This window comes from Anthropogastromicrobium aceti (assembly GCF_020687335.1).
In the GTDB taxonomy this organism is placed as follows: Bacteria; Bacillota; Clostridia; order Lachnospirales; family Lachnospiraceae; genus Anthropogastromicrobium; species Anthropogastromicrobium aceti.
Genome location: NZ_JAJEQN010000012.1, coordinates 62,325 through 83,264, shown reverse-complemented (window position 1 = coordinate 83,264; position 20,940 = coordinate 62,325). Strand labels below are relative to the sequence as shown.

The 20,940-nt window shown below is 42.3% G+C and carries 10 protein-coding genes and 1 pseudogene; all 11 read left to right on the top strand.

Features of this window, described 5'->3' with window-relative positions; all coding sequences use genetic code 11:
- Positions 1-75 precede the first annotated feature (75 nt).
- A pseudogene (locus tag LKD48_RS06610) lies at positions 76-351 on the top strand (VirB6/TrbL-like conjugal transfer protein, CD1112 family); the annotation flags it as partial.
- Between the two features lie 23 nt (positions 352-374).
- Positions 375-746: a PrgI family protein gene (locus LKD48_RS06605; RefSeq protein ID WP_308731548.1), complete on the top strand. Its 372-nt coding sequence runs from the start codon at positions 375-377 to the stop codon at positions 744-746.
- A 145-nt stretch (positions 747-891) separates the two neighbouring features.
- Positions 892-3,549: a VirB4-like conjugal transfer ATPase, CD1110 family gene (locus LKD48_RS06600; RefSeq protein ID WP_408628572.1), complete on the top strand. Its 2,658-nt coding sequence runs from the start codon at positions 892-894 to the stop codon at positions 3,547-3,549.
- Positions 3,550-3,566: 17 nt separating this feature from the next.
- Positions 3,567-4,337, top strand: a complete 771-nt coding sequence (gene srtB, locus LKD48_RS06595) for a class B sortase (RefSeq protein WP_308731546.1) — start codon at positions 3,567-3,569, stop codon at positions 4,335-4,337.
- A 17-nt stretch (positions 4,338-4,354) separates the two neighbouring features.
- Positions 4,355-6,772: a CD1108 family mobile element protein gene (locus LKD48_RS06590; RefSeq protein WP_308731545.1), complete on the top strand. Its 2,418-nt coding sequence runs from the start codon at positions 4,355-4,357 to the stop codon at positions 6,770-6,772.
- 17 nt (positions 6,773-6,789) lie between these two features.
- A complete protein-coding gene (locus LKD48_RS06585; protein WP_118401259.1) occupies positions 6,790-7,125 on the top strand; it encodes a DUF4315 family protein in 336 nt (111 codons plus the stop codon).
- The gene (locus tag LKD48_RS06580) at positions 7,115-7,780 is read left to right on the top strand and encodes a CD1107 family mobile element protein (RefSeq protein ID WP_227190457.1); all 666 of its coding nucleotides are present in this window, start codon (positions 7,115-7,117) and stop codon (positions 7,778-7,780) included. Before LKD48_RS06585 ends, LKD48_RS06580 begins: the two co-directional genes overlap by 11 nt.
- 72 nt (positions 7,781-7,852) lie before the next feature.
- The gene (locus LKD48_RS06575; protein ID WP_308731544.1) at positions 7,853-9,946 is read left to right on the top strand and encodes a type IA DNA topoisomerase; all 2,094 of its coding nucleotides are present in this window, start codon (positions 7,853-7,855) and stop codon (positions 9,944-9,946) included.
- Positions 9,947-9,972: 26 nt separating this feature from the next.
- Positions 9,973-17,400 (top strand): helicase-like domain-containing protein, encoded by a 7,428-nt coding sequence (locus LKD48_RS06565; RefSeq protein WP_331466811.1) that lies wholly within the window; start codon positions 9,973-9,975, stop codon positions 17,398-17,400.
- Positions 17,401-17,940: 540 nt separating this feature from the next.
- Positions 17,941-19,767: a reverse transcriptase domain-containing protein gene (locus LKD48_RS06560; protein ID WP_331466810.1), complete on the top strand. Its 1,827-nt coding sequence runs from the start codon at positions 17,941-17,943 to the stop codon at positions 19,765-19,767.
- A 59-nt stretch (positions 19,768-19,826) separates the two neighbouring features.
- Positions 19,827-20,924: a hypothetical protein gene (locus tag LKD48_RS06555; RefSeq protein ID WP_331466809.1), complete on the top strand. Its 1,098-nt coding sequence runs from the start codon at positions 19,827-19,829 to the stop codon at positions 20,922-20,924.
- Positions 20,925-20,940: the final 16 nt, after the last annotated feature.

The following is a 20,940-nucleotide window of genomic DNA, read 5'->3' as shown; positions in this document are numbered from 1 at the left end:
GTGTAAGTCCGGTTCGGAGGGGAGTTCTCGGAAACCTACCATAGCAATATGGCAAGGCGCCGGGTTCTTACCCTACTGTATTCGTCAATCGGTGCGATTCCATTTGCCACTATGAGCAACCGGGAATGGGGACAGATTGGAAGCAATTATTTAAGAGGATTGTTTGCACTGGCATTTCAGGGATTTTTTATCATGGTGTGTGTGGGCATTTATTCTGTGCTGGTTGCAAACATACAGGTATCAGACAATGTGCATACAGCACTGCTCAGTGTAATGGCTTATACAGTAATACTGTGTTTCAGTCTTATGAAAACAGGTAATTTCTCAAAGAGCATCTTTAATGCACATTAAATGTAGAAAAGGAGACGATAAAAATGGCTTTTGTATCAGTACCAAAAGATTTGACAAAAGTAAAAAATAAAATTATTCTCAACCTTACAAAACGACAGCTTATCTGCCTTGGTATTGCAGCAGCAGTAGGGCTTCCGTTTTATTTCCTGTCAAGGGAATTGATTGGTTCGAGTAATGCGGCAACCGGGATGTGTCTGTTGATGCTTCCGGCTTTTTTATTTGCCATGTATGAAAAAGATGGACTTCCTTTAGAAAAAGTCCTCAAAAACGTGATTACAGTAAAATTTATCCGTCCCTCGGTACGGAAATATGAGGTGGAAAACCTCTATGAAAAAAAGAAAATTTTGACAAAAGCGAAAGGAGGTACCGTTCGTGGAAAAAGTAAGAAACGATAAGAATCTTCCAGAGCAGACAGAAGAATTTTCCCATCCGGATGACTGGTGGCTGGATGAAGAGGATTCTGCTGATGGTTTACCAGTGTTTGATCCGGACGAGGCAGAAGATTATGCAAAGGACAGACAGCGTTTGACGGGAGTACCGATGGTTACTGGGTATGAAGCACTGGAGCGACACCGAGGTGTCCGCAGACCAAGACGTAAATTAAGCAGACGGGAAAAACGTGCTTGGAAAAAAGCCCAGAAATATGAACTGAAATTACATAAGGCACACGAAAAAGAAGAAAGAAAACTTGCGAAGCAGGCGGCAAAACAGGCTGTTCGTGAAGAAAAGGCGGCACAGAAACAGGCAAAGAAAGAAGAAAAGCATAAAAAAAAGACAAAGTCGCCGGGTTCTGTAAAATCCAGCGGAAAGAAAGGTACTGTAAAGAAAATATCCAGTACGAATAAAGAAGATAGAAATAAAGGGAAAAATATTACCGCACAGCAGTCCATTCCATACAGGGAAATGGGAAAAGACGGAATTTGTCGTGTGGAGGATGGGTATTATTCAAAGACGATTCGTTTTTATGATATCAACTATCAGTTAGCACAGAATGAGGATAAAAATGCAATTTTTGAGAACTGGTGTGATTTCCTGAATTATTTTGACAGCACCATCCATTTTCAGTTGTCCTTTATCAATCATCACAGCAACATGACGGAATATGAAGATGTGATCCGTATTAAAAAGCAGAATGACAGTTTTGATGATCTGCGTATGGAATTTGCCCAGATGCTCAGAAATCAGTTGGCAAAGGGAAATAATGGTCTTGTCAGAACCAAGTACATTACATTTGGAATTGAAGCTGACAATATCCGGGAGGCAAAACCAAAACTGGAACGTATCGAAACAGATATACTCAATAATTTTAAGGTTTTTGGGGTATCTGCATATCCGTTAAATGGGGTAGAGCGTTTGCAGATCATGTATGAAACATTCAACCAGAATGTCAAAGTGCCATTCAAGTTCAGCTATGATGATATGCTGCGTACCGGGCTGAATACAAAGGATTATATTGCTCCATCCAGTTTCCTGTTCAAAAATGGAAAGGATTTTCAGATGGGAGATACCATCGGAGCAGTATCCTATCTGCAGATACTGGCACCAGAGCTGACGGATAAAATGCTTGCTGAATTTCTGGAAATGGACTGTAACCTGCTTGTTAATCTGCATATCCAGTCCATCGACCAGATGAAAGCGATCAAATTGGTCAAAAGTAAGGTTACGGATATTAACCGCATGAAAATTGAGGAACAGAAAAAAGCGGTACGCTCCGGATATGATATGGATATTATACCGTCTGACCTGAATACATACGGTGGGGAAGCGAAAAGACTTCTGGAAGATTTACAGTCAAGGAATGAAAGAATGTTTCTTGTGACTGTGGTGTTTTTAAATACAGCAAAAAATAAACAGGAGCTGGAAAATGTGGTATTTCAGACGGCAGGTATTGCACAGAAATACAATTGTGCATTAAAAAGACTGGACTATCAGCAGGAGCAGGGCCTTATGAGCAGTTTGCCGCTTGGAAGAAACTGGATTCCGATCAAGCGGGCATTGACTACCACATCGACAGCTATTTTTGTCCCATTTACGACGCAGGAACTGTTTATGGGTGGGGAATCTATCTATTATGGGTTAAATGCCCTGTCTAATAACTTAATCATGGCAGATCGGAAAAAGCTGAAAAATCCCAATGGTCTGATACTTGGTACTCCTGGATCTGGTAAATCCTTTGCGGCAAAAAGAGAGATTACCAATGTATTTATTGTCACAAAAGACGACATTATTATCTGTGATCCGGAGGGTGAATATTTTCCGTTAGTCCGGGCATTTAACGGGCAGGTTATCCGTATTTCTCCGACCAGTCATGATTACATCAATCCAATGGATATTAACATCAATTATGCGGATGATGACGATCCGCTATCGTTGAAATCAGATTTTATCCTTTCGCTTTGTGAACTGGTAGTAGGAGGAAAAAACGGTCTGGAACCAGTGGAAAAAACAATCATTGACCGATGTGTGCGTCTGGTATATCAGGACTATCTTTCAGATCCGGTTCCGGAGAAAATGCCAATCCTGGAAGATCTATATAATCTGCTTCGCAAACAGGAAGAGGCTGAGTCGCAGCGGCTGGCAACGGCACTGGAAATCTATGTAAATGGTTCCCTGAAGGTGTTTAATCACCGCACAAATGTAGAACTGAACAATCGTTTGGTATGTTTCGATATTAAAGACCTTGGTAAACAGTTAAAAAAACTTGGCATGTTGATTGTTCAGGATCAGGTTTGGAACAGGGTAACAGTCAACCGTTCTGCTCATAAATCCACCAGATATTATATTGATGAGTTCCATCTGTTGTTGAAAGAGGAACAGACAGCAGCATACAGTGTGGAAATTTGGAAAAGATTCCGTAAATGGGGCGGTATTCCGACTGGTATCACGCAGAACGTAAAAGATCTGCTTGCATCAAGGGAGATCGAGAATATCTTTGAAAACTCAGATTTTATCCTGATGCTTAACCAGGCATCCGGTGACAGGCAGATTTTGGCAAAGCAGCTCAATATTTCACCACACCAGCTTTCTTATGTAACAAACAGTGGAGAGGGAGAAGGTCTGATTTTTTATGGAAATACAATTATTCCATTTAAGGACAGATTCGATAATACCCTTATGCTTTATGCGTTAATGTCATCGAAACCAGAAGATGTAGAGAAGCGTGAAAAACTCGGCATCAAAGGCAGAGACGATAGTTAAAGGGGTGACAGCAGAGCATGAGAAAATGGGTGGCAGGATTGTTACTTTCTATATCTGTTATATTGCTTACGATCAGTCTGTATTTCTTAATTGGATTTTTTATGCAGGAAAGACAGGATAATCAGTTACAGCAGGAACTGCAGGAGCTAATGCAGAAAAGAGAGGATGAATCGGAAGAAGATGCTTCCGGCGATTCTTTGATAGAGATAGATGCTGGAATTTTGGCATTGCATGAAGAAAATCCGGATTGTATTGGCTGGCTGACCATTGATGGAACGAGAATAGACTATCCGGTCATGTACCGGCCCGGAGATAAAAATTATTATCTGCATCGGGATTTTAACGGGGAATATTCTGCAAATGGTTGTTTATTTCTGGCAGAGGAATGTGTACCAGGAAATTCGGACAATCTGATCATATATGGACATCACATGAACAGTGGAAAGATGTTTGCTGACCTTGAAAAATATAAGGACGAAGGATTTTACGAAGAACATCCGACAATCCTGTTCCGCACGATATGGGGAAATGAACAGTATCAGATATTTGCAGCATTTACAACACCCGTTTATACAGGGAATGATTTTGATTATTACAGTTTTATCAAAGCGGGAACAGTGGAGGATTATAAAAAATTTGTTGCTTCCGTTAAGGAAAAATCACTTTATCAGACAGGAACAACAGCAAAATACAGAGATAAGGTACTTACACTGTCTACCTGTGAGTATTCCCAGAAAAATGGGCGTATGGTACTGGTTGCAAAGAAAAATAACGGAAAATTACCATAGATCAGGAGATGATGACCATGCAGGAGCATGAATATAAAGCAAGGGACAAGACTGTCCAGAAGATGAGCCGGGATGGACTCCGGGAAAAAAATCTCCGCAGTAAAAAGGAAAAGCGGATTACCGGGCGTGAGGCAGATGAGAAGAAAACAGCCGGACACAGGGAACAGGAGCTGGACTTTGGAAAGGTCAGAAAAACTCATACTGCAGAAGAAACAGTTGAGGGAGTGAAAGAAGGAAAACACAGACTGCAGTCCAAACACGCTTTTCTGGAACAGGAAGAACTTGCAGAAGCGGAAGAAATGGAAAACTCAGAAATGAGTGATGATAAAGCAGGCGGGAAGAAATCTCCGTCTGTTTCACGTTCCAGACTTCGTAAAGAGAGTATCCGGGGACATCCGGGACGTGATGCTGAAACATCGGAACCGGACAGGCAGAGCCGAAAGAAAAAGATGGTTGTAGCTTATGCAGCGAAAGAACAGAAATGCTACCATGAAAAGTCAGAAGTTGATGAAAAATCAATGGAAGATTTTCGGGAAGAGATTAAAGGAAAGACGAAAAGGGAACAGACGCTAAAAGAACAGAAAAAATCAAAATCCCGTCTTTCCTTTGAAGATGAAAGTAAAGGTATGATTCCCGGTAGCGGAATGGCAAGAAAGGGAGCAACCGTTGTTTCAGAAACGGTATCTGCCTATGGTCAGAAAAAAATCAGAGAGGATACCGATGATAATGCTGCTCTTGATGCAGCAGATCAGATGGAACTTGCGGGAGAAAGTCTTGCAAGAAAGTCAATTTACGTTCGGGAACGGTTGAAAGAAAAACGACAGAGAAATAATCGGTTAAGGGAATCTGTTCTGGAAGAAACAGAAAAATCCCGTTTGCAGTTTGGTACCAGTGTTTCCAATGAAGCAAAAAAGGCGGTTCAGAAAGAAGCAGAGCAGAAGAAACAGTCTGCATTAAAGAAATTACTGCAGAAAAAGCGTTACCAGAAGCAATATCAGGCTGCGAAACAGGGAAAGGCTGCGAAAGATGCAGTTCTTGTAAATGCACAGCGATTTACGGAGAAAGCCAAGGCTGCGGTTAAGGAGATCGTGGCACAGAACAGAAATATCCTCCTGTCCATAGGAGTTCTGATTCTGCTGTTTGCATTGATGACAACCAGTCTTTCAAGCTGTGCAGCATTATTCCAGGGTGGTTCCAATGCCATTATTTCTACCAGTTATTCCAGTGAGGACGAGGATATTTATGCTGCGGAAAATGCTTATGTAGCCTTGGAAAATGCACTGAATGAACAGATTAACCAGATGAAAGCAAGTCATTCTGACTACGATGAGTTCCAGTTCCAGATTGATGAGATCGGACACAATCCGTATCAGCTTATTTCTTATCTGACAGTCAAGTATGGCGGTTTTACCTATGCTGAGGTTGCAGACGAGATTCAGGATATTTTCAGGGAGCAGTATGGCTTATATACAGATTCGACAAGAGAAACTGTAACAGAAAAGAAAACTGTCAGGGTTGGAGAATCGCTGGGACAGGTTGTGACCAGTGGATATTGCAACTGTCCGATTTGTTGCGGGCAGTGGAGTGGAGGCCCGACTGCAAGTGGAGCATATCCACAGGCAAATCACACGATTGCGGTGGATGCTTCCAATCCATTTGTGCCAATGGGAACCCATGTTGTTATGAATGGAGTGGAATATGTAGTAGAAGATACAGGAGCATTTGCAAGCTATGGTGTTCAGTTTGATGTATTTTACAGCGATCACGCTTCTGCATCAGCACATGGGCACCAGACCTGGGAAGCATACATAGCAGACAGTAATGGAAGCCAGGAGGTGGAAGTAACTACAACAAGAGAAGTAAACCGGCTGGATGTAACACTTACCAACCATAACCTGGATGCCGTTTTAAGAAACCGTATGACAGATAAAGAGCAGGAGCAGTATGACGCTTATAACAAATACTATGGAAATCGTGATTACCTGTTTGACCTTAACAAGATTCCGACAGGTGGGGCAGGCTTTGGATACGATATTCCGGCAGAAGCACTTTCAGATCCGCAGTTTGCCAAGATGATCCAGGAAGCGGAAAAATATCTGGGCTATCCGTATGTCTGGGGCGGTGCATCGCCATCTACCAGTTTTGATTGTTCTGGTTTTGTATGCTGGGTAATCAATAACTGCGGAAATGGATGGAACGTGGGAAGAGCAACAGCGGACGGACTTCGTTCTTATTGTTCCTATGTATCTCCATCTGATGCAAAGCCGGGCGATCTGATTTTTTTCCAGGGAACTTATGATACGCCGGGAGCGAGCCATGTTGGAATTTATGTAGGAAATAACATGATGATTCATTGTGGAAATCCGATTCAGTATACAAGCATTGCAAGTTCTTACTGGCAGCAACATTTTATGGCATTTGGCAGACTTCACTAGAAGGGAGCGAACAAGAGATGAATATGCGATTAAAAAAGGTTCTGGATGACATTCAGAAAACTGAAAACAAGATTCTGGAACTGCAGGAGCATGTAAGGCAACTGAGAATCCAGAAAAAGCAGATGGAAGATGCAGAAATCATTAAGGCAATCCGTTCCATGAAAATGGATAGCCGAAAGATGCTGACTTTTCTGGATGGAATTCAGAACGGAACAGTTACCATGCAGTTTGATGAAGAGGGCAATCTTTCTATGGATAGTTCTGAAACAGGTATAAAGAAAGAAGAAAATATGGATAGCGAAATGTCAACCGGACTGATAGAAGAAAGAGAGGATTTGGAAGATGAAGAATAAAGTAATGAAAAAAGTTTTAATGATTATGCTGTCGGCAACGATGCTGATTGGTTCTGCCAGTGTGACCGCTTTTGCACAGGCAAATGAAAACGCAGAGCAGGCTGAAACTGCGGAACAGGTGATAGAAGAACAGCCGACGGAGCAGCCTGCCACAGAGGGAACACCATTTTCCACGCCGGGAAACGGACAACTTGTGGATGATAAGGAGAATGACAGCTCCAAGCAGTTTCTGACTGTCCAGACAAAGAATGGAAATACCTTTTATATGGTTATTGATCGTTCCGGTACTTCTGAAAATGTGTACATGATGTCACTGGTAGATGAACAGGATCTGGCAGAGTTCTTAGATGAAAATGAGGAAACCGAGAAAAAAGAGGAATCTGCAGTTGTTCTTCCGGAAATAACCACAACACCAGAACCGGAAACTACCGTACAGCCAGAAACAGAAGTAAAACCGGAATCCAGTGGTAATAAAATGTTTGGTTCTGCAGTCCTGGGTGGCGGCATTGTACTGGTATTCGGCGGTTTAGCTGCTTTTGCTTTAAGTAAATTTCGAAAGAAAAAAGAGGACGGTATTGTAGAGGAAGGTCTGGAATTTGCTGATGACAGTTACATCAATGAAGATGAAGAAAATGCGGAAGATCAGCAGAAATAACAAAAAAGCATAAGGTATGGAGAAAGGGCAGTTCTTTATGGACTGCCTTTTTGACAGGAACAGGAGGAAAATATGGCGAAATTTTTAGTGATTGCAGAGAAACCAAGTGTGGCACAGAGTCTTGCAAAAAATTTATCTGCTTATCAGAGAAAGGACGGGTATCTGGAGGGGAACAGTTGCATTGTTAGTTGGTGTCTGGGGCATCTGGCAGAGTATGTTCCACCGGAAATCTATGATGAAAAATATGCAAAATGGCAGTTTGAGGATTTACCGATTATTCCGGAAGTATGGAAAGTTCAGGTATCAGAGGATAAAAAGAAGCAGTTTGATGTGATATGCAGCCTGATGAACCGGGCAGATGTAGCATATCTGGTGAATGGCTGTGATGCCGGAAGAGAAGGAGAACTGATTTTTAAAAGAGTTTATGATCTGGCAGGCTGTCAGAAACCAGTGAAGCGTCTGTGGATCAGTTCAATGGAAGATGAAGCCATTCAGAAAGGATTTCAGTCCTTAAATGACGGGAGAGACTATGCAGGTCTTTGTAATGCTGCGGTATGCAGGGCACAGGCAGACTGGCTGATCGGAATGAATGCAACGAGAGCTTACACAACCAGATATTTAAAACGTCTGGTAGTTGGCAGAGTGCAGACACCAACGCTTGCTATGCTGACGGAAAGAAAAGAGAAAATTGAGCATTTCAAGAAAGAAGCCTATTATAAGGTTTCCCTGTCAGATGGAAGGCTTGCGGTAATTTCAGAAAATATTCAGTCTGAAACAGAAGCGGAAGAATTAAGAAAACTCTGTGATGGAACAGAAGCTGTTGTGACCAGAGTGAAAAGAGAACAGAAAAAGACTTCTCCGCCCAAACTTTATGACCTGACCAGTCTGCAGAGGGAAGCAAACCGATTTTTCGGATACACTGCACAGAAAACATTGGATATGCTGCAGGAACTGTATGAAGAAAAGATGGTTACTTATCCGAGAACAGACAGTCAGTATGTAACCGAGGATATGAAAGAAACGGTAAAAATGCTTGCCGAAGGCATGACAGATTTTCTTCCGTTTCTGGAATCTGGACAGATTAGGGGAAACATAGATCGTGTGGTTAATAATGCAAAGGTATCTGATCATCATGCAATCCTGCCGACAAAAGAAGCAATGGAAAAAGGCATGGGAGGACTTTCCGGTGGAAAGAAAAATCTGCTGATGCTGATCGGACAGCAGCTTGTTCAGGCAACAGGGGAAGAGTACCTTTATGAGCAGACAGAAATTTCCGTACAGTGCAAAGAACATGAATTTACTGCGAAAGGAAAGCTGCCTGTGCAGATGGGCTTCAAAGAAGTGGAAGAAGCCTTTCGGAAATATTGTGTGAAGGATAAGAAATCTGATGAACCAGATAATAAGACAGAACTTCCAGAAGGATATGAGGAAGGAATGACTCTTGTTCCTGTGAAAGCAGAGAAGAGTACCCATTATACATCCCCGCCGAAGATGTTTACCGAAGATACCTTGCTTGCAGCAATGGAAACAGCGGGGAATAAGGAATTTGATTCTGAAACAGAGAAAAAAGGACTTGGGACACCGGCAACCAGAGCGAATATCATCGAGAAGCTGGTATCTTCCGGTTATGCGGAACGTAAAGGAAAACAGATTCTTCCTACCGTAGCAGGATGTGAGCTGATCCATGTAATGCCGGAGAATCTGAAATCTGCAGGCCTGACAGCAGAATGGGAGAATCAGCTTCTGATGATGGAAAAGGGGGAAATCCAGGAAGATGAATTTATGAATGGGATTGTATTCATGATTAATGAGATTCTTTCTATGTGCAGGGCAATTTCGGAAGAAGAACGGAACCGTTTTCAGACTGCAAAGGAAGTAATCGGGAAATGCCCGGTATGCGGTTCTGATGTATATGAGGGTAAGACCAATTATTACTGCTCTGACAGAAACTGTCAGTTTGCTCTGTGGAAGTCGAACCGCTTTCTGGAAAGTATGAAAAAGTCGATGGATAAAAAGATGGCGGTGGAGCTTCTGAAAAAGGGGCGTACCCATGTGAAAGGATTGTATTCCAAGAAAAAAGACAGCAAATTTGATGCCGACCTGGTACTAGGAGTGGAAGATGAAAAAGCCAGATTCAGTCTTGAGTTTCCTAAAAAGAAGAAATGAAGCACAGATGGAAGGAGGAATGATTTATGGCTCATTTAGATGAGATACGGGGACTTGCAGAATATCATGCAACCCGTATCAGCAGTTCACCGAGAGACTGGATGAATTATCTGGATACTGCAGCCAGACTGTATAGGTATCCATTTATGGATCAGCTTTTGATCCACGCACAGCGTCCAAAAGCAACTGCCTGTGCTTCTCTGGAATTATGGAATGAAAAAATGCTGCGGTGGGTAAATCGAGGAGCAAAGGGAATCGCTCTTTTAGATGAAACCATGCAGAAAACAAGACTCCGGTATGTATTTGATATTCAGGATACTCATAAGGTAAAAGGTGGAAGAACACCTTATTTTTGGCAGTTGCAGGAGAAACAACAGGATGTTTTGTTAAACCATTTAGAAGAAGTTTATGGACTGGAAGCTAAGGATGCAGGCAATCTTTCTGATGCACTGATGGCAACAGCAAAATACATGGTGGAAGAAAACCTGGATGAATATCTGGATGGATTGACGTATGTGACAGAAGGAACGTACCTGGAGGAGCTGGAAGAAGATACCATCCGCAGCGAATTTCGCAGTCTGTTGACAGACAGCATTTATTATACGCTGGCTTCCAGATGTGGGCTTGATCCGTTGGAACGGCAGGAAGAAATGGACTTTGTACATATCACAGACTATAACAGTTTATCAGTGCTGACATTTATTGGAAATGCAACGAGCATGGCCAGTGAGTCTGTGCTAGTGGATATTGGAAGATTTGTACACCGTATTTCATTAGAAGAAATGAAAAAGGGTATTGAAAATTCGGAAGAAAGGAATTATAATAAATTTAACACGTTAATTCGTGAAAGCGAAAGGAATAACAACAGAATCATAGAAAACAAATATCCACAGGAAAATGAAGGAGGAAATGAGCATGGAACTGACATATCATCGCAAAGGGGATTATCTGTTTCCGAATCTGACAATCCAGGAGACAGAAGCACAGATCGGAAAATACGGAATGCTGCGGAGGACATTTCTGAAGGAACACAAGAACAGCCTGTATCAGAGCCTGTTGCTGACTGGGAAACTGAACCGTCATCTGGAGGAGATCGAGAAAACAGCACAGAAGAGATTGGAAGTGCAGATGGAGAAACTCTTGGAGAAGAATCCGGCACCGTCGAAAGAGGAGAACCCGATGGCGTGGACAGCCCATATGAACAGTCTGATGGCAACAGCGGAAGAGAGCATCTTGATGGAATTGGTATACAGCTAATTGAAGATACAAGTGAAGATCAGTTAAGTAAAGCAGAGGAAGAAATTGCCTCTGCTTTATCTTTACCCGAACTTTCATCTGTAAATGAACAGAAAAGGGAAATTGAAAATAGAATAGCTGCCATCTATGCTGGGGAGATCGCTATTCCAAGTGAGGTAGTTGATGAGGTTTTAAGAACCGGGGGAAACCGAAGTAAAAGCCAGCTTCGTATTATCTATAATTTTATGAGTGAACAGACACCGGAAGAATATACAGAGTTTGTGAAGCGGGAGTATGGAACTGGTGGAAAGGGTTTTGAAATCAATGGCATGGAATATTCTGTCTGGTTTGACGAAACGGGATTGCAGATTGCAGTAGGGCATACCGTTACCGATCAGATTCTGGATAAGGCGTTTTTGTCCTGGGAAGATGTGAGTGGCCGTATCCATCAGCTTTTGAAACAAGGCGAGTATGCACCGCAGTCCGTACTTGATGTTGCAAGGGAGAATGCGATAAAGGAACATGCCCAGGCACTTGCCTATATGAAAGCGGATATGGCAGAGGGTGTAGCTGAACTTGTCTTTGATGAAGAGGATTTACCACATCTTCACAGTATTTATCCGGAAATTACTGATTATCTGGAAGAAAAGCTGACAGATCCGCAGTGGCTAGCAGATCTGAACGAGCGTCTGGAAGGAATGGCAATGGCTTATGAGGAAGATAAAAGCATTATGCGGTTCCGCACCTATAATCCAATCAGAATATCCGGTCAATTTCAGAAATTTGCTGCAGAAGTAATTCCATACAATGCCAGAGATGAATCCGCATGGCAGGAACATAAGGTATTTATTACTCAGGATGAAATAGATGCCTTTCTTGCCGGTGGAGGTCCGTATTCGGATGGAAGGCTTTCTACCTATTCTTTTTATCTTCTGAATGAAGATGATAAGGCAAGGACAGATTTTATCAAGGAAAAATATGGGATAGGCGGTCAGAGCCATGCTTTATGTGGCGCAGACAATTCCTATGCAGATTATGATGGAAAAGGTTTGCAACTGAAGAGAGGAGAGATTGGAAATCCGGATACTTCGGTGTTACTTCCCTGGGCAAAAGTGGCGAAAAGAGTTGGCTACCTGATTGATAACCAGCAGTTCTTACGTTCCGCTGATTATTCACGTATGCCAGATTATGAAAGAAAACGAATTGCAGGAAAAGTGATCAGCTTTTATGCAAGGCTTCCAGAAGAAATTGAGCGTCCATTTAAACAGGATTTCTTCAATGAAGAGGCAAGAAAAGAATTACCCGTTATGCTGAATGATTCGGAGCAGACACAGAAACTGTTACAGGCGATGGACGATGCGCTGGCAATGCTGCCATTGGATTTTGAAGCAGTGAATGAAACTTATGAGAAGAAATTACAGCTCTTAACAGAAGTGCATCAGTATGTGGAGGGCAGCTATACGATTTTCCCAACACAGGAAGTGCCGGAGCAGACGGAAGGCTTGACAGGATACCAGATGTCTTTATTTGACATTATGAGTAATTCTGAATCAGAGGAACCTACGGAAGAACTGGAAGTAGAAGAATCGACTGCAGAAGCGGAAGAGATACAGAATGAAGAACCAGAGGCAGATCCTCATATGTCCTTTGAAGAAGCAAAAGAATTGTGGGAAGATGGCTTTTATGAGGATGATTATGTATTAAAAAGTCGTGTAGGCGAACTGATTTATGACAGTATGGATACAGTTGGAAAATCTGTAGAGGATTTTTCCGAGGAACAGATGGCTGTTATCCGAAAGCTGGCTAAACAGGAGCGTATGTTAGAACCAGTACTGAATCCAGACTTTTCACCGGAACAGATGCAGTTGGTTTCTGACATTTCGGAAAAAATCTGGAATGATAATGGCAGATGGCAGGAGGATATGATCGAGCCATATACAGATCATGTCATGAATCCAGAAGAAATTACCAGAGTACGACAGGAATTGGATTTACAAGAATCAGAATTTGAGTCAGAAGATGTAGTTGTACAGGAACAGTGGGACGAGAATGTATTTGAATATCAGGGGTATCATTTTGAAGCAGTGGGTGTTCTTCCTCAAGGTCTGGAAGGAAAAGAACTGGTAAACCAGACGAGGGGAAATACAGAATTACATTTGACTGCTTACGAGCGAGAAGATGATATTTTATATTCCTATGCAGGATTCTACGAAGCAAGTGGTTCATCAAAAGCTGATATTTTCCGGTGTATGGAAACCGGACGAAATTATATTCCAGGGGAGAATGAACTGTTTGGTTATGAGGGAGAATTTTTACCATATCTGCAGAATGAACAGGTGCAGGAACAGGAACCTCATAATTTCCATATTACGGACGATAACCTTGGTGCTGGCGGTCCGAAAGCAAAGTTTAAAGCAAATATGGAAGCTATCAGGCTGCTGAAAGAACTGGAACAGGATCAGAGATTGGCAACACCGGAAGAACAGGAAGAGTTGTCAAGATATGTTGGATGGGGCGGTATTCCACAGGCTTTTGAAGAAAGAAACAGTGCCTGGGCAGAGGAATATACGCAGTTAAAAGAAGTCCTTACGCCAGAAGAATACAGTGCAGCAAGGGCATCAACGCTGAATGCCTTTTATACTTCTCCGACGGTCATCAAGGCTATGTATGAAGCACTTGGAAACATGGGACTGAAGCAGGGAAATATCCTGGAGCCGTCCTGTGGAGTAGGTAACTTTATGGGACTTTTACCGGAAAGCATGAGTGCCACAAATATGTACGGCGTGGAGCTTGATCCGGTTTCCGGGCAGATTGCAAAACAGCTTTACCAGAAGAACAGGATTGCAGTACAGGGATTTGAGGGAACCAGTTACCCGGACAGCTTTTTTGACTGTGTGATTGGAAATGTACCGTTTGGGGCATATCAGGTCAGTGACCGCAAATATGACCGATACCATTTTATGATCCATGATTATTTTATTGCAAAATCCTTAGACCTGGTACGTCCGGGCGGAGTGGTGGCAGTTGTCACATCAAGCGGTACGATGGATAAGCAGAATCCGGAAGTCCGACAATATTTTGCAAATCGGGCAGATCTGCTTGGGGCGATCCGCTTACCGAACAATGCTTTCCAGAGAAATGCTAATACCAGTGTGGTTGCGGATATTCTGTTTTTCCAGAAAAGGGACAGGGCTGCGATCACAGAGCCAGACTGGGTATGGTTAAAAACCACATCAGAAGGCTATACAGTCAATTCCTATTTTGCAGACCATCCGGAAATGGTGCTTGGGGATTTCACAACAGAAAGTACCCAGTACGGAAAACAGGAAGTGACGGTAAAGGAAAAAGAGGGAGCAGATCTGGCAGAACAGTTAAAAGAAGCGGTACAGCATATTCAGGGAACCATCACAGAGCAGGAGATTTCAGATACAGAACTGGAAGAACAGGTAGTATCCATACCGGCAGATCCGAACATTAAGAATTTCAGCCTTGCACTTGTCGGAGAGGATATTTATTACAGGGAAAATTCTGTTATGAATAAGATGGAACTTCCCGTTGTGACAGGCGAGCGTGTCAGAGGCATGGTTGCTATCCGGGATGCAACAAACAGGCTTCTGGAACGTCAGTTGGAAGAATGCAGTGATGAAGAGGTTGCCAGCTTACAGGCTGAATTGAACCGGGTTTATGACAGCTTTACTGCAAAGTATGGATTACTCAGCAGCAATGCAAATAAAAGAGCGTTCAGCATGGACAGCAGCTATTGCCTTTTGACTTCCCTTGAATTTCTGGACGAAAAGGGCGAGTTGAAGCGGAAAGCAGACATATTTACGAAAAGGACGATCCGCAGGGCAGAGCCGGTAACATCGGTGGATACTGCAAGTGAGGCACTGGCGGTATCTATCGGGGAAAAGGCAAAAGTGGATATTCCTTATATGATGCAGCTTACCGGGAAAACAGAAGAAGAGGTCACAGAGGAGCTTACAGGCGTTATCTTTAAGAATCCGCTTACGGATAAGTGGGAGCCATCTGACGAATATCTTTCCGGGAATGTCAGGGAGAAGCTGAACATTGCAAAGCAGTTTGCAGAGAATTATCCGGAATATATGGTCAATGTACAGGCACTGGAACGGGTACAGCCGAAAGATCTGGACGCTTCCGAGATTGAAGCAAGACTTGGATCAACATGGATTTCGCCGGACTATATTACAGAGTTCATGGCAGAAACATTCCATACACCACGACAGCATATCAATTATGAGCGTATCAAAGTACAGTATGCGGAAGTGACCGGACAGTGGAACGTAAAAGGAAAGAACGTGGACAGCAGCAATAACCCGCTTTCCACCGCAACTTACGGAACACAGAGGGCAAATGCTTACAGACTGTTGGAGGATGCACTGAATCTGCGTGACACAAAAATCTATGACACAATACATGATGCGGATGGGGAACACCGGGTACTGAACCGGAAAGAAACTACTCTGGCGCAGCAGAAGCAGGAACTGATCCGGGAGGAATTTAAAGAGTGGATCTTTAAGGATATGAGCCGACGGGAAACACTCTGCAAAATTTATAATGAACGGTTTAACAGCATCCGGCCAAGGGAATATGATGGCAGTCATATCCAGTTTGTCGGAATGAATCCGGAAATTAAGCTGATGGAACATCAGAAAAATGCGGTGGCACATATCCTTTATGGAAATAATACCCTGCTTGCACACTGTGTAGGTGCGGGCAAGACGTTCCAGATGATCGCAGCCGGTATGGAGAGCAAGCGTCTGGGACTGGCACAAAAGAGTCTTTATGTGGTTCCGAATCATTTGCTGGAACAGTGGGGAAGCGATTTCTTACGCTTGTATCCTGGAGCAAATATTCTGGTGGCAACAAAGAAAGATTTTGAACCTGCAAACAGAAAACGGTTCTGTTCCAGAATCGCAACCGGGGATTATGATGCGGTCATTATTGGACACAGCCAGTTTGAGAAAATCCCGCTTTCCAGGGAAAGGCAGATCGCATTGCTGGAAGATCAGATCGCAGATATTACCTATTCTATTGAAGCAGCAAAAGAGGAAGCGGGACAGCAGTATACGGTCAAGCAGATGGAAAAAACAAAGAAAACCCTGAAAGCAAAACTGGAAAAACTGAATGACCAGACACGAAAGGATGATGTGGTGACTTTTGAGCAATTAGGCGTGGACAGGCTGTTTGTAGACGAGTCACATTATTACAAAAACCTTTTTTTATACACAAAAATGCGGAATGTGGCAGGCATTTCACAGACAGATGCACAGAAAAGTTCAGATATGTTTATGAAATGCAGATACATGGATGAGATTACCGGGGGAAAGGGAATCACGTTTGCAACGGGAACACCCGTATCAAACAGTATGACTGAATTATACACCATTATGAGATACCTTCAGTATGATACTTTAATGAATATGGGAATGGGACATTTTGATTCGTGGGCAGCAACTTTTGGAGAAACAGTTACGGCAATCGAATTGTCACCGGAAGGGACGGGTTATCGTGCAAAAACACGATTTGCCCGTTTTTTTAATCTTCCAGAGCTGATCTCCATATTTAAAGAAGCTGCGGATATTCAGACTGCAGACGTGCTGAATCTTCCTGTACCGGAAGCAGAATATATCAATGAAGTGTTAAAGCCGAGTGAGGAACAGAAAGAAATGGTGGAAGCCTTTTCAGAACGTGCAGAACAAGTCAGGGGCGGTGTAGTAGATCCAAGGGTAGATAACATGCTCAAGATTACCAACGACGGAAGAAAATGTGCATTAGACCAGAGGCTTTTAAATGATATGCTGCCGGATGCAGGGGAAAGCAAGGTAAATGCTTGTGTGGAGAATGCTTTCCAGGTATGGGAGGACGGAAAAGATACACAGGCTACCCAGTTGATCTTCTGTGACCTCAGCACACCGAAAACTGACGGAACGTTCAACGTTTATGATGATGTGAGAAACAAGCTGGTGGAACGGGGAATCCCGAAAGAGCAGATTGCATTTATCCATGAATACAATACGGAAGTAAGAAAAGCGGAGCTGTTTGCAAAGGTGAGGGCAGGGCAGGTAAGAATCCTGATGGGTTCCACTCCGAAACTCGGTGCTGGTACCAACGTCCAGGACAGATTACTTGCACTGCATCATCTGGACTGCCCCTGGAAACCGTCTGACCTGGAACGTGCGCCCGTAAAGGCATCATAATAAATATACCTTTGGCAAGGTATTAGGATAGTATCTTATAGTCCTATCATCAACCGATTTACCTGTGAGGGAGACCAAATATCAGGGAAAATAGCACGTCGGTAAAGCCATAAGTCAGCTAATTACCAAGCTGCGACTGAATGGGGAGATGAAAAGTTAGGTATGAGGATAAAGCCCATACTGGTTGAACGATAGTCCAAACGGTCTGTGTCGGGACTATGGCGTAAGGTAATTATTATTCGCCATATCTCAGCACTTATGTTCCGCTGCTCAGGAGCATAAGCAAAGATAGGCTGAGACGTATATGCAATAAGCATAAAAGGATGGAAGTCGTATCCGACAACCTAACAAGCCAAATAGTTATTATGGTGCTAAACGGGGATTACCTAAGTCGAGATGCTTAAAAAACTTAAGCTATTAAGCGTAGGCTTATGAATATTCGATATGGTAACGGAGCCTTCATAGTAGTCCGAGAGTGCTAATGACACTTACATGGCGAAGGAAGGCAGTTTATAACATTAACAATATAGAAAGGATAATGTGCGATACATTATGAGAAATCCTGAAAATGTGTTAATCAGCTTAACAAAACACAGTAACCAAAAAGATTACAAATACGAGCGTTTATACCGTTTGCTCTACAATGAGGAACTGTACTTAACCGCTTATCAAAGCATTTATTCCAATGACGGAAGTATGACAAAAGGTACTGACAACCAAACTGTTGACGGTATGAGTGTCGAAAGAATACGAAAAATCATAGTTTCGCTCAAAGATGAAAGCTATCAACCAAAACCTGCAAGAAGAACCTATATTCCAAAGAAGAACGGAAAAATGCGTCCACTTGGAATACCGTCCTTTGAGGATAAATTGCTTCAAGAAGTCATCAGAATGATTTTAGAAGCCATCTATGAAGGACATTTTGAAAATACCTCTCATGGGTTCAGACCAAACAGAAGCTGTCATACGGCACTCAATGAAATTCAAAGAACTTTCACGGGTGTGAAATGGTTTATCGAGGGAGATATTAAAGGCTTTTTCGATAATATCAACCATGATACGCTGATTGGAATTTTAAGAGAACGCATAAATGACGAAAGATTTCTTCGATTGATAAGAAAATTTCTGAACGCAGGCTATATTGAAAAATGGACCTTTCATAACACTTATTCGGGAACACCGCAGGGTGGCATTATCAGTCCTATTCTTGCAAACATCTATTTGGATAAATTTGATAAGTATGTAAATGAGTATGTCCAAAAGTTTAACAAAGGCAAAAAGCGTATGCGTACAAAAGAGTACCGCAAGAACGAAGTCGAATTAAGCAAAGCCAGAACAGCATTGAAAAATGCAAATGGCGACTATGAAAGAGAAAGTGCGATTGCACTCATAAGGCAGTTGGAAAAAGAGCGGGTGACTATTCCACAAAGTGACCCTATGGATAACAAATATGCAAGGCTGGTTTATGTCAGATATGCTGACGATTGGCTGTGCGGAGTTATCGGCTCGAAAGAGGACTGTAAGAAAATCAAAGAAGATTTTAAGAATTTTCTTAATGAAAAATTACAGTTGGAGTTATCGGAAGAAAAAACGCTGATTACCAATGCTCAAAAAAGTGCGAAATTTCTCAGCTATGAAATCAGAGTACGGCATAGCAACCTGACCAAAAGAGATAAAACAGGCAAGCTTGTTCGTAATTATATGGGCAGAATTGTACTGGAGGTTTCAAGCGATACAATCAAGAAACATTTAATTGATACAGGTGCTATGAAGCTAATCTACCATAATGGAAAAGAAATCTGGAAGCCAAAAGCAATATACAGATTGAAAAACTGTGATGATTTGGAAATACTCGATTATTACAACAGTATGATACGAGGATTTTACAATTATTATTGTATAGCCAATAACAGCTCAATCATCAACAGCTACAAATATATTATGGAATACAGTATGTACAAAACCTACGGCACAAAATACAGAACATCAATTTCAAAAGTAATCGGAAAATTCAGAGTAGGTAAAGATTTTGCTGTAAAATTCCGTAATTCCAAAGGATTTGAGAAAATGAGAGTATTTTATAACGAAGGTTTCAAACGGCAGAAAAAAGTATTTCAATCTAATGCAGACTTAGTTCCAAATACAATTAAATATTTCAGCAGTACAAAGCTAATCGACAGATTAAAAGCCAGAGAATGTGAGCTGTGCGGAAAAACTAATACTCCCATAGAAATTCATCACGTTCATCGGCTTAAAGATTTACAAGGTAAAACTTTTTGGGAAGCTCTTATGATAGCAAGAAATCGCAAAACAATAGCTTTGTGTAGAGAATGTCATAAGAAATTACACTGTGGACAGTTAAATTGAGTTTATAAACGGAGAGCCGTATACAGCGAGAGTTGTAAGTACGGTTCGGGGGCGAGTATTTGGAAACCTACCATAGCAATATGGCAAGGCGCTGGGTACTTAGCCTACAGCAGGAGGGACGTATTCTCAGACAGGGAAACCAGAATGATAAGGTAAAAATCTTCCGGTATGTAACGGAAAATACATTCGATTCGTATATGTGGCAGATTCTGGAAAACAAGCAGAAGTTTATTTCGCAGATCATGACCAGTAAATCCCCGGTTCGTGCCTGTGAGGATGTAGATGATACAGCCCTGTCCTATGCAGAGATTAAGGCACTGGCAACAGGAAATGAATACATCAAGGAAAAAATGGATCTGGATGTGCAGGTAAGTAAATTGAAACTTCTGAAAGCAAACCACACCAGTCAGATCTATCGCCTGGAATCGGATATTGCAAAGCGGTATCCGGTACAGATTGCAGCATTGAAGGAGAAAATTGCCGGTATGCGTGTGGATGCAGATGTAGTAAAAGGAATAGATTTACAGGATAATGACCACTTTGCAATGACAGTTGGTGGAAAGCTGTATACAGATAAAAAAGAAGCGGGAGTTGCACTCATTTCAGCAGCATCCGGTTTGAAGTCCGTAAAGTCAGCCGGGCAGATCGGGGAATATCATGGTTTTGCACTTTCTTCAGAATACAATTTCCTGTCAAATACCTATACCATGACGATCAAGGGAAAATGTTCTTATAAGATTGAGTTCGGAAAGGATACTCTGGGCAATATTCAGAGGATTCATAATGCACTTTCTGCAATCGGGAAAAAGCTGGCAGATACCGAGCAGAATCTGGAAACGGTACAACAGCAGTTAAAAACCGCACAGGAAGAGGCGCAGAAGCCATTCCCGAAAGAAGCGGAACTGAGTGAAAAAATGGAACGTCTGGCGGAATTAAATGTCATGCTCAACATGGATGAGAAAGGGGGAGAAAATCTTCTGGCAGATGAGGGCATCGGGGAAAACCCGGAAGTAAACGTGCCAGAGGAACGTCAGGACAGAATCGCAGACAGTGTTCATAAAACGTCTGTTCTGGAAAGACTGAAAGAACAGAAACAGCAGGAGCAGACAGGCGAAACACAGCAGAAACCAAAAAAGAAACACGAACAGGAGTTATAAAGGTATCCCGTCAGAG

Excerpts from the sequence above, each read along its gene's own strand:
- LKD48_RS06605 (WP_308731548.1), top strand. The coding sequence starts at position 375 with ATGGCTTTTGTATCAGTACCAAAAGATTTGACAAAAGTAAAAAATAAA.
- LKD48_RS06600 (WP_408628572.1), top strand. The coding sequence starts at position 892 with ATGGTTACTGGGTATGAAGCACTGGAGCGACACCGAGGTGTCCGCAGA.
- srtB (WP_308731546.1), top strand. The coding sequence starts at position 3,567 with ATGAGAAAATGGGTGGCAGGATTGTTACTTTCTATATCTGTTATATTG.
- LKD48_RS06590 (WP_308731545.1), top strand. The coding sequence starts at position 4,355 with ATGCAGGAGCATGAATATAAAGCAAGGGACAAGACTGTCCAGAAGATG.
- LKD48_RS06585 (WP_118401259.1), top strand. The coding sequence starts at position 6,790 with ATGAATATGCGATTAAAAAAGGTTCTGGATGACATTCAGAAAACTGAA.
- LKD48_RS06580 (WP_227190457.1), top strand. The coding sequence starts at position 7,115 with ATGAAGAATAAAGTAATGAAAAAAGTTTTAATGATTATGCTGTCGGCA.
- LKD48_RS06575 (WP_308731544.1), top strand. The coding sequence starts at position 7,853 with ATGGCGAAATTTTTAGTGATTGCAGAGAAACCAAGTGTGGCACAGAGT.
- LKD48_RS06565 (WP_331466811.1), top strand. The coding sequence starts at position 9,973 with ATGGCTCATTTAGATGAGATACGGGGACTTGCAGAATATCATGCAACC.